Consider the following 11,951-nt stretch of genomic DNA (forward strand, 5'->3'; position numbering starts at 1 on the left):
ATAAATGCAAAACAACATCATGAAAAACAATAATAAAAAAGTTATTTATCAAGTGTTCACCCGTCTGTTTGGCAATACAAACACCACCAACAAACCGTGGGGAACCCTTGAAGAAAACGGCGTCGGTAAGTTCGATGATTTTACCGACAAAGCGCTGGCGGAAATCAAAGCCCTTGGCGTGACCCACATCTGGTATACCGGTGTGCCGCATCATGCGTTGGTGGGCGACTATGCCGATTTTGGTATCAGCCACGATCACCCCGCGGTGGTGAAAGGCCGCGCCGGTTCCCCGTATGCGGTGAAAGACTATTTCAACGTCAATCCGGATCTGGCGAACGATCCGGCCAACCGCCTGAACGAGTTCAAAGCGCTGGTGGACAGAAGCCACAGGGCAGGGCTGAAAGTGATCATCGACATCGTGCCGAACCACGTCGCCCGTTGCTATCAGGGGCTGAATAACCCTGACGGTGTGGTCGATTTCGGCGCGGATGACGATACCTCGCTGGCCTATCACCGCGACAACAATTTTTACTACCTGCCGGATGAAGCGCTGGCGTTGCCAGACTTCGCCGACACCTTTGAGCTGTTAGGCGGCGAAGAGCACCCAATGCTCAGCCAGCCTTACCAAGAGTTTCCCGCCAAGTGGACAGGCAACGGCGCACAGAAAGCCAAGCCGGATTTTGATGACTGGTATGAAACGGTCAAGGTCAATTACGGCGTGCGACCAGACGGCAGCAAGGACTTTGACGCTCTGCCGGAAGAGTACATGCAGCTGGGTCATGAGCAGCACTACCGGTTCTGGCAGGGGAAATCCGTGCCGGATTCGTGGAAGAAATTCCGCCAGGTCGCCGAATACTGGCTGATGTTGGGTGTCGACGGTTTCCGTTATGACATGGCGGAAATGGTGCCGGTGGAGTTCTGGAGCTACCTCAATTCAGCCATCAAATACATCGACCCGGATGCTTTCCTGCTTGCCGAGGTCTACCAGCCTGATTTGTATCGCCAATATGTTCATCTGGGAAAAATGGATGCGTTGTATGACAAAGTCGATTTCTACGACGCACTGAAGTTAGTCATGCAAGGCAAGGCGTCCACGGACGAACTTGTCGCTATCCGCCGCGAACTGGCAGACATTGAACCCAATATGCTGCAGTTTCTGGAAAACCACGACGAGCAGCGACTGGCAAGCCCGCAGTTTGCCGGAAACGCCGAGCTGGGCAAACCTGCCATGCTGCTTTCTGCCTGCATCGGCACGGCGCCAGCCATGGTTTATTTCGGTCAGGAAGTAGGGGAAGCCGCAGAGGGTGACATGGGGTTTGGCCGCCAGTCCCGCACCTCAATTTTCGACTATTGCGGCGTCCCTGCGCACCAACGCTGGATGAATAACGGCGCGTTTGATGGCGGGCAGCTGAGTGAACAGGAGCGTGAACTGCGTGATTTCTACCAGCGCCTGTTAACCTTCACCGTGAGCGCCCCTGCACTCGATGGTGATTGCTTTGAGCTGCACGATGAAAACCGCGCCGCTGCCAACGGTTATGACGGCACCATGTTTGCCTTCGCCCGCAGCACCGACGATGCCGCGCAAAAACTTATCCTGTTCAGCCATTTCGACGACAACGACAAAGGCGAATTATCGCTGAAAATCCCGGCAAACGTCATCGAAAACTGGCACCTCACCGACGGCGCCTACCCACTCAAAGAATGCCTCTATGGGCAGCAATCCTCCGTGTTGTTTGTTGAAAACGGCGAAGGCTGGTTGTCCCTGTCTGCCAAACCGTTGGCGGCTTTGGTGTTTGAAGTGAGCCCTTAATCTGAAGATGACTAACCGCGCTGATTTATAACCATTCATTTCTATTTGCCCTCGATGTTGATTGAGGGCTTTTCTGTTTGTATAGGATGTACCGTGAGCCCAATTCCACCTATCTCTGAGACCCTTTATATCCGTGGCACCTTTAACGGTTGGGGTGATGATTCGCCGATGCAGTACGTTGGCGAGCACTGTTATCAGGCGACGCTTTGCCTTCCCGCTGATCGCCACCAGTTCAAGATTTCTGATCGAGATGGCACGGAAGCACTGACTTTTTCTGCCGATCTACGAAAGGCGACCGAGTGCCAACTGGAAACGGCAATGGTGCTGATGCCTGCCAAAGGTATTGGTAATGACCTTATTCTGGATGCGCCGCAAACCGGCCTGTATACCCTGACGCTGGTGGTTCAGAACTGGCGTGAACCTGTGCTGCGTATTGAGCAGGGCGGCGAGAATATAGATGCCGAGCCAAACCGACCGCTGCTAAGTGCTGAGATAAAAGCAAACCGCAGCCCAGAAGTGGCGCTTGTCGTCAAGGCGTCGCCGGTACTGGCACCACAGGCTTTGTTTGATGCCATAGCTATCCTCGAGCCACAAAGCTTCCCGTTTGTGTTTGGTGACAATGTGGATGGTTGCTATGAAGGCCAGACTCACCGCTTTGTGGCAGCTGGAAAATACCGCCACAAACAGGGTTGGTATCTGGGAACTTTCGGGGCGCTGGTGGATGGTAAATTGCAGGATAAAACCGAGGCCATTGAAGCGGCGCTGTATCCTTTTGGCATTACCCACCACTACGCAGGGGGTATCGCCGACACCCTGAGTATTTTTTCAGGAAGCCGCACCGCCGCGCTGCGCGTTGAGAGTCAGAACGAAGCGGTACTGGGCGTTGCGCCGCTGCTGAATCTTGCCATAAACCAAAGCACAGTCTCACGTTGTGACGATTGTGTGGTGTATGCGCTGGAGCCTTCGCTGCGCCAGTCAGACAGCCCAGCCTTTGTTGCCATCAGTGCCGATCAGCCATTCAGCTTCCGTGAAGAAACCCTGAAACGCTGCCCGCAACTGGATTCGGTCATGCACCTGAGCGGTATGCATGTAAAGCCTGTAATAGAAGCGTTGGAGCCTACAACAGCGTTGACGGTGTATCTGTCCTTTGCGGTGACGGAGCAAGAAGCGGTGAGCATGGCGAAAGCGGCCAGCGCCAACAATGGCTATGCGCAGCATCTTCAGTCGACTTACGACATGCTGACCAAAAGCTATCTCTGGACGTCTGATGAGACCTACAACCGCGCCCTGATGTGGTCAAAAGCGGCGGGTAAGGTGTTTGTCTCCCGCGAATTTGGCACTGGGATTTGGGCGGGTTTGCCATGGTTCAAAGACTGCTGGGGACGGGATTCTTTTATCGCCTTGCCGGGTATCACGCTTGCAAACGGTGATTTCGGAGATGCCAAAGATATCATCACCAACTTTGCGTCCATGCAGCAAAAAGAGAAAGGCGATGTAAATTACGGCCGTATTCCCAACCGCGTTTCCAGCGCCACCAATATCATTTACAACACCACGGACGGTACACCGTGGATGGTGCGTGAAATTGGCGAATACCTGCGTTACAGCGGTGACAGGGACTTCGCGGCTGCTGTGTATCCGGTGGTGAAGGCGTACATCGAAGGGGTGGAAACCCATTACCTTGATGAGTATGGCCTGATGACCCATCGCCACCCTGATACCTGGATGGACGCCAAGTTGCAGGGGCAAATCCCCTGGTCAGCCCGTGGCAACCGCGCCAACGATATTCAGGCGCTATGGTTTACCAGCCTGAAAGTGGCGGCAGAGTTGGCACAACTGGTGGGTGAAGAAACGGAAGCACGGCGTTTTACTACCATGGCTGACAAGGTTCAGGCTAGCATGAACCAGCTGTTCTGGAATGAGAAAACGCAGTGCATGGCTGACCGCGTGGATGAAAACGGCGTGCCGGATTACCGCGTTCGCCCGAACCAGTTGATGTTGATGACAGTGCCGTTTAACCGAGAGCTGGTGGCTCCTGAAACCGGTGCGCATGTGGTGAAAAATGCCCTCAGCGAATTGATGTTCCCTTGGGGTGTGTGTTCACTGACGCAAAACGACCCATGGTTCCACCCATACCACAACAACCGCGATGAGTACCACAAGGATGCCGCCTACCATAACGGCACCATTTGGGGCTGGAATGCGGGGTTCTCTGTGTCGGCCATGCTCCAATACGGCAAAACCGAGCTGGCTTACCAACTGACCAAAAACCTTGCTGATCAGATCCTGACGCTCGGCCATCGCGGCACCATGAGCGAGAACCTCGATGCGTTTTTGGATGCCGCGGGCGAACTGGTGACCACCGGCACTTATGCGCAGGCGTGGTCCGTGTCTGAGTTCCACCGCAACGGCTATCAGGACTACCTGGGCGTGCGTCCGGATATGTTGCAAGGTCGCATTGAATTCTATCCGCATTTTCCGGCGTGTTGGGAACAGGCAACGGCCCATGTGCCATTTGGTCTGGGTGATGTGCTTGCGGTGGATTTCAGAAAATCCGGTGCGGTTTGTCAGTATTTGCTCACTGCCAAAGAAAGCGGGTTAACCCTGGCGTTTGGATTTGATACCGATGACGGCCATCGCCAGTATTACACTCTGCCGCTGAAACGCCTCCAGACCCTGACGGTGAATACGGCAGAGAACACCCTGCATATTGACGGCAAGCTGGTGGAACCAAATCGCGTTGAGTCGAACTTCGTGGATATTCTTGGTGACTTGACCTTTGCCGTGCCAGAAACCGACAGGGCGTATCCAGTGCTGGAAAATTACGGCATGTTGGAACGCGAAATCCGTGCGGCGAACTACCTGGTGAATGAGGACTAAAACCTAAGGGGCTGCTGACCTTTGGTGGTTAAATTTTGTTCTAGCTATAAGCGTTTCAGGCGCGGCGAGGTGTGTGCCGCCTAGTCATTCTAAGCAAATACACCTCAACAAAGCATAAAACGCTTAGAGCAGAACCCTTCGGGCAGCGTTTGTGGGGAATTTCTGCTGCGTTATCAGCTTCTCATGGAGGCTAGCTACACATCGAAGCCTCTGCCTTGCATAAAATCCCCACAAACTGCTGCAAAAATCATCACCAAAGGTCAGCAGCCCCTAGCAAAGACAAAAATGCCAGCTTGAACGCTGGCATTTTTATTGGCTTCGGCTTTAGATGAGGATTAAGGGATCCACTTCAGGAACAGGGTTGCCAGTGGTGGCAGGGTGAGGGAAAGGTGCCCATCTTCCACGTTAATTTCTTTTGATGGAGAAACCCCTGAGCCCCAGTATTGGCTGTCGTCGGTATTCAGCAGCAGGGCATATTTACCTGCCACCGGCACAGGAACAGCGTAGCCTTCGCGCACGACAGGGGTGAAGTTGCTGATCACCAACACGCGGCTGCCATCATCACTGAAACGCTCATGGGCGATCACGCTGTTTTGCGCGTCGTCCCCGATTCGCCATTCAAAACCCTGGCTGTCGCAATCGCCTTCGAAAAGCGCCGGTGTCTCACGGTACAAATGGTTCAGGTCACGTACCAGATTTTGCACACCCTGATGCTTTTCATACTGCATCCAGTGCCATTCCAGCTGCCCGTCATGGTTCCATTCTGCGGTCTGACCCAGCTCTGTACCCATGAAGTTCAGCTTCTTACCCGGCTGGCCGTACATGTAACCAAGATAAGCGCGAAGGTTAGCCGCTTTTTGCCACTCATCACCCGGCATTTTGTTGTGGATAGAGGCTTTACCGTAAACCACTTCATCGTGCGACAAGGACAACACAAAATTCTCGTTGTAGGCGTAAACCATCGGGAAGGTCAGAGTGTTGTGGTGATACTGGCGGTGGATTGGGTCTTCCTTGATGTAACTTAAGCTGTCATGCATCCAGCCCATGTTCCACTTGAAACCAAAGCCAAGGCCACCTTCAGAGGTTGGACGGGTCACACCAGGAAACGCCGTGGACTCTTCCGCGATGGTGATGGCGTTCGGATAGTGTCGGTACACCTCCTCATTCACCCAGCGCAGCAGGGAAATGGCGTCGTAATTGTGGTTGCCGCCATCATGGTTCGGGATCCATTCATCGTGGTTGCGCGAATAGTCGAGGTAGAGCATGGACGCCACCGCATCAACGCGCAGACCGTCGATATGGAAATGCTCAAGCCAGAATAGGGCATTGGCGACCAGAAACTCGCGCACATGCGCGCGGCCATAATCGTAGATAAAGCTCTTCCAGTCCGGGTGCCAGCCGCGTCGAGGATCCGGGTCGTTATAAAGCGCCGTACCATCGAAGTTTGCCAGCCCGTGATCGTCTGACGGGAAGTGTGCCGGTACCCAGTCAAGGATCACGCCAATGCCTGCCTGATGGCAGCGGTCGACGAAGAATTTGAAGTCATCTGGCGAGCCGAAACGGCTGGTAGGGGCGAACAGCCCAACCGGCTGGTAACCCCAGGAACCGTAAAACGGGTATTCCGATACCGGCATTAGCTCAACGTGGGTGTAGCCCATGTCGGTGAGGTAAGGGACAAGCTCGTCTGCCAGTTCGCGGTAGGTCAGGAACTCGCCATTTTCGTGGCGTTTCCACGAGCCGGCGTGCAGTTCATAGAAAGACAAAGGCTGCTTGTGTGGCGGGGAAAACGGGCGTTGCTGCCAGTTTTCATCCTGCCATTGGTAGCCATTCTGATCGAACACCTTGGAGGCAAAAGACGGGTATTGCTCGGCATGGTAACCCCAAGGGTCTGCCTTGTGTGGCAGGCGGTTGCCAAGGCCATCTTTCAGTTCGAACTTGTAGCTGACACCGGCTTCAATGCCCGGTACGAACAACGCCCAAAAGCCATCATCCAGACGCTGCATAGGATGGCGGCGGCCATCCCAATGGTTGAATTCGCCAATCACGCTGACAGCGGAGGCATTCGGCGCAAACACCATAAAACGGGTGCCAGCGACGGTTTTGTCGTCACGCTCGAAGGTGCAAAGTTGGGCGCCCATTTCGCGATAGGCTGTCGAAGGCGTGTGCAGGCGCGCACCCTCCAGCGCAATATTGCGGAACTGATAGGGGTCGATAAAGGTATGCTCACCGTCGGTATAACGGGCATGAATACGGTACAGCCTGTTTTCCAGTGCGGCTTTGTCGCTGGAAAGGGTAAACAGCCCCGGCGCCGCCTCGTTCAGGGCGATGGCTTTGTCATCCAGCAAGAGTGAGGCGCTTTTGGCCTCAGGTAGCCAGACGGTCAATGCCGATTCCGGCGTGGCATTCGGCCCCAGCGCGGAAAACGGAGACGGAAAAGCAGCTCTTTCGAGCTGCTCACGGAGTGTAGTGATCGGGATTGCTGAATCTGCCAGCATGCCTATTACTCCTTGTGTTGGCTGGCTTGTGCACGCACGTCAGTCAGACGCTGGCACAGGCAGTTGATTTCCGGACGGGCAAACAGCTCATCCAGAGTGGCTGAAAGCTTGCGACGCCAGTTCGGGTACTGGTCAACGGTGCCTGGTACGTTCACCGGCTTGTCCATCTCCAGCCAGTCTTCCAGCTGAAGGCCAAGCAGGGCGCTGCTGCCCGCCGCTAAATGCATTTGCATTGCGTGGGACAAGCTTTGGTCCATCGGTACATAGAGGGCATCCTGACCGATATGCTCCGGCAACCAGCCATGCCAGCGGATGCTGTCGAGCATCTTTTGCTTCATTTCAGCGCGGGCAGTGAAAAGTCCTTCCAGCTGCGCTTCGTCAGGGTAGAGGCCAAGCTCTTTGCCCAGACGCAGGTCATCGCAATGCCAGAAACCGCGCAGGGTTGGCATGTCGTGGGTACACAGGGTCGCCATGGACTGCACAGGGTAATGCGCCGGGGACAGGTAACCGCCATCTTCTGCTGTTTCGAAGAAGAAGACTTTGTAAGAGTGCACGCCGCCTTCGAACAATGGCTCGACAATCTCGTCCGGCACAGTGCCCAAATCTTCACCGATGATGCTGCACTGGTTGCGGTGGCTTTCCAGCGCCAGAATCGCCAACATTTCTTCTACTGGGTAGTAGAGGTAAGCACCGTCCTGCGCAGAGTCGCCGCGTGGGATCCACCACAGGCGCAGCAGGCCAAGTACGTGGTCGATACGCAGGGCGCCGCAGTGTTTCATGTTCGCGCGCAGCAAGTCGATGTAAGGGGTGTAAGCGTGCTTGACCAGATAGTCCGGGTTCAGCGGTGGCAAGCCCCAGTTCTGACCCAGTGGGCCAAGGATATCCGGTGGTGCGCCGATGCTGGCATCCAGACACAACGCGCCTTCGTCCGCCCAGCTTTCTGCACCGGAGTCACACACGCCAACTGCCAGATCGCGGTACAAGCCAATGTCCATGCCACGGTCAGTAGCGAGTTGCTGCACCGCTGCCAGTTGTTCTTCCGCCAGCCATTGCAGGTACATGTAGAAATGAACCGCATCCTGGTTTTCTTTGATAAACGCCTGAACCGCTGGGTTTGAGAAGTGGCGGTATTTTTCAGGGAAGACCGGCCAGCCCCAGATTGAGTCGTCAGTCTTTTTCAGCTCAGCATGCAAGGCATCAAACGCTGCCTGATGCAGAAGGCTCATGCCGCCTTCGTCGACGTAGCGGTTGAAAGATTGTGCGCGGTCGGTCTGTTTTGCCAGTTGGCGGGTTTTGAAGGTTTCCCACAGCATTGGCAGCACGCTCATTTTGAGGTCGGCCACTTCGCTGTAGTTCACCCATTCCGCGTCACGGGCGGCTTTGATGCGCGCTTGGAATTCGGTGCTGCCTACGCGCTGCTGCGCCGCATCACTCAGGGCAAATTCCGCTACATTGATAACGTCGATGTACAACACGTTCAGCCAACGGCGGGAAGACGGGCTGTATGGGCTTGCGCCTTCCGGGTTAGCCGGGAACAGAGAATGAATAGGGTTCAGGCCAACAAAATTACCGCCACGGCTGGCAACGTTGCCCACCAGTTGCATCAGATCGCTAAAGTCACCGATACCCCAGTTTTGTTCGGACTTCAGGGTGTAAAGCTGAACCGTGGTACCCCACAGTTTTTCGTCTGCATTAAGGGAAGCCTGTTTGTAGCAACTTTTTGGCGCGACGATAACGGTCGAGCTGAAATCGCTCTTGCGGCGTTTGCGGCGCATGGTGAGCTGGTGGTAACCCATTGGCAGTTTTTCTGCCAGACGGAAGACCAGTTTGCCATCCTGCGCGCGGGTGTCGCTGACTACCTGAGATTCCAGCCAGCCTTCAATCACGTCGCCATTTTCCTGGGTGAGTGACCAGCTGAAATCACCGATGCGCACGGTTTTACCCAGCGTGAGGGTGACATCCACAGGCTGGTTTTCACGCAACACAACGACCGGCGCCAGCAAATCCTGCTGGTGTTTTCGTTCTGCCGACGCTTCCAGTTTCTCGTCGTCTCTGGTGTCGTATCCCATCGCAGCCAATAGTTTTACCAGTACGGCATCGCTGACGTTGGTTGGCTCTCCCCAGGCGCTGATGTAGGTATCAGCAAGCCCGGCGCGGCTTGCTACCGCTTTTAGTTTTTGTGTATCCATTTCTATTCATTCTCTTAAAGGCGGCCTGTGACAGGCCGCCTGATTAGGGCTTAAAGGTTGATTGCTTCCAGTTGCCAGATGGTGTCCACATAGTCGCGGATACTGCGGTCTGAGCTGAACTTGCCTACAGATGCGGCGTTGATGATTGCCATCTCCGCCCAGTGGCTTTGGTCGCGGTAAGCGCGGTCGATATCGGCATGGGCGCGGGCGTAATCGGCAAAGTCTGCCAGCACCAGATACGGGTCGCTGTGCACCAGATTGTCCGCAATGCTGGCCAGACGTCCCGGTGCATCCGGTGTCAGCGCATCGCCGTAAAGCATGTCGATGGTATTTTTGATGACAGGGTCGCGGTGGTAGATCTCGGCAGGGTGGTAGCCGTTTGCCAGCGCTTCCATCACCTGTTCCACTTCCATACCAAAGATGAAGATGTTGTCGTCGCCCACTTCCTCGCGGATTTCAACGTTCGCGCCATCCATGGTGCCAATGGTCAGGGCTCCGTTCAGTGCCATCTTCATGTTGCCGGTACCGGATGCTTCCTTACCTGCGGTGGAAATCTGCTCTGAGACATCGGCCGCTGGGATAATGATTTCCGCCAGGCTGACGCGGTAATCCGGAATGAACACCACTTTCAGTTTGTCGCCGATGCGTGAGTCATTGTTGATGGTTTCTGCTGCGCGGTTGATGGCAAAGATGATGTCTTTCGCCAGCGCATAACCCGGCGCTGCTTTCGCCGCGAAGATGAACACGCGAGGGTGAATATCAAAGCCCGGCTCGTTCAGCAGACGCTGGTACAGAGACAGGATGTGCAGCAGGTTCAGGTGCTGGCGCTTGTACTCGTGCAGGCGTTTGATCTGCACATCGAAAATCGCGTCGGTGTTCAGGGTGATACCCATGTTGGCAGAGACCCAGTCAGCCAGACGCTGTTTGTTCTGTTTCTTCACCGCCATGAATTGCTTCTGGAATTTCTTGTTGCCTGCCAGTTTGTTGAGGCTACCCAGCAGATCCAGATCTTTCGCCCAGTCGCCTTCCACGTGTTGGTTGATCAGCGAAGAAAGCGCAGGGTTACAGAACTTCAGCCAGCGGCGTGGGGTAATACCGTTGGTCACGTTCAGCAGACGGTTCGGGTACAGGGCATTGAACTCCGGGAACAGGTCGCGTTTCACCAGGTCTGAGTGCAGCGCTGCCACACCATTCACCGCGTAGGATGACGCCACACACAGGTTCGCCATGCGCACCATTTGCTGCTCGCCTTCCTGGATCAGTGACAACTTACGCAGCTTCTCCGCATCGCCCGGCCATTTGGCTTTCACTTCGGTTAGCATCTGCGCGTTGATTTGGAAGATGATCTCCATGTGACGCGGTAACAAACGACCCATCAGTTCCGCACTCCATGTCTCCAGCGCTTCCGGCAACAGGGTGTGGTTGGTGTAAGCGAAGGTATGGCTACAGATATGCCATGCTTTGTCCCAGCTAAAACCGTGGTCGTCCATCAATACGCGCATCAACTCGGGAATGGCGATGGTAGGGTGGGTGTCATTCAGCTGGATGGTTTCAAATTCGGACAGGGATTCCAGCGAGCGGCCAAGGGAAAGGTGGCGGCGCAGGATATCGGCCACTGAACAGGCACAGTGGAAGTATTGCTGCATCAGGCGCAGTACTTTGCCTTGCTCGTGGTTGTCGTTTGGATACAGCACTTTGGTCAGGTTCGCGGCTTCCAGTTCGCTGAACTGGGCATTGACGTAATCGCCATCGTTAAAACGTGCCAGATCGAACGGCGCTGGCGCGTGACATTCCCACAGGCGCAGCGGGTAGGTGCTGTTGTTCTTGTAGCCGACAACCGGGATATCCCACGCGCGGCCTTCTACCTGCAGGGCTGGTTGCCAGCGGCGCAGGGTGTTGCCTTCTTCATCCAGGTAGGTTTCTACGCTGCCCCAGAAGCCGACTTTCTGCGTCAGTTCAGGACGTGCCACTTCACACGGGTAACCTTCCATGCCTTTCCATGCATCCGGCGCTTCTTTTTGTTCGCCATTTTCGAATGACTGGCGGAACAGACCGTACTCGTAATGTAGGCCGTAACCCACCGCCGGGAATTCCTGCGCTACCAGCGAATCCATAAAGCAGGCTGCAAGACGGCCAAGGCCACCGTTGCCCAGTGCCGGGTCGCGTTCTTCTTCCAGAAGGTCAGTCAGGTTCAAGCCAAATTCCGCCATCACTTCAGTGACTTCCGGGTAGATATCGAGCGCGATCAGGTTGTTACCTGTCATACGGCCGATCAGGAATTCCATAGAGAGGTAGTTAACTTTCTTGGCGTTTTTCTTGCTCAGTGCGGCTTCTGTTTCTGCCAGATTGCCGATGTTCATGTCGCTCAGGGCTTTCGCCATTGCCAGGTACCAGCCGCGGGTGGTCGCGTTTTCAGGTAGCTGCGCATAGGTATTGGTCAGGTGTGCCAATACGCTTTTCTTGAATTCTTCTTTATCGAACACAGCCGCTTGGGTTTGAGTTCTCATGCTATTGCCTCTTCTCGTCATTTAAGGGGAGCAGTGTTGAAAGTTCTAATTTGGTTTTGGGTGTCTAATT

Annotated in this window: 5 protein-coding genes; 2 read left to right on the forward strand and 3 right to left on the reverse strand. The window is 54.9% G+C overall.

The features are described from left to right. Positions 1–4 precede the first annotated feature (4 nt). On the forward strand, positions 5–1,810 hold the full coding sequence (locus KU854_RS14925; RefSeq protein WP_255555574.1) for an alpha-amylase family protein: 1,806 nt from the start codon (positions 5–7) through the stop codon (positions 1,808–1,810). 93 nt (positions 1,811–1,903) lie between these two features. Further along, the gene (locus tag KU854_RS25055) at positions 1,904–4,690 is read left to right on the forward strand and encodes an amylo-alpha-1,6-glucosidase (protein ID WP_336245255.1); all 2,787 of its coding nucleotides are present in this window, start codon (positions 1,904–1,906) and stop codon (positions 4,688–4,690) included. A gap of 335 nt (positions 4,691–5,025) precedes the next feature. Here the strand turns inward: KU854_RS25055 and glgB are convergent, their stop codons facing one another. The 3 genes from glgB to KU854_RS14945 are packed head-to-tail and all read right to left on the reverse strand — an operon-like array spanning position 5,026 to position 11,881. Then, a complete protein-coding gene (glgB, locus tag KU854_RS14935; RefSeq protein ID WP_218359258.1) occupies positions 5,026–7,185 on the reverse strand; it encodes a 1,4-alpha-glucan branching protein GlgB in 2,160 nt (719 codons plus the stop codon). Positions 7,186–7,190: 5 nt separating this feature from the next. Continuing rightward, positions 7,191–9,374, reverse strand: a complete 2,184-nt coding sequence (malQ, locus tag KU854_RS14940; RefSeq protein ID WP_218359259.1) for a 4-alpha-glucanotransferase — start codon at positions 9,372–9,374, stop codon at positions 7,191–7,193. Between the two features lie 50 nt (positions 9,375–9,424). Next, the gene (locus KU854_RS14945; RefSeq protein ID WP_218359260.1) at positions 9,425–11,881 is read right to left on the reverse strand and encodes a glycogen/starch/alpha-glucan phosphorylase; all 2,457 of its coding nucleotides are present in this window, start codon (positions 11,879–11,881) and stop codon (positions 9,425–9,427) included. Between the last annotated feature and the right edge of the window lie 70 nt (positions 11,882–11,951).

The organism is Enterovibrio paralichthyis (assembly GCF_019209835.1).
Classification (GTDB): domain Bacteria; phylum Pseudomonadota; class Gammaproteobacteria; order Enterobacterales; family Vibrionaceae; genus Enterovibrio; species Enterovibrio paralichthyis.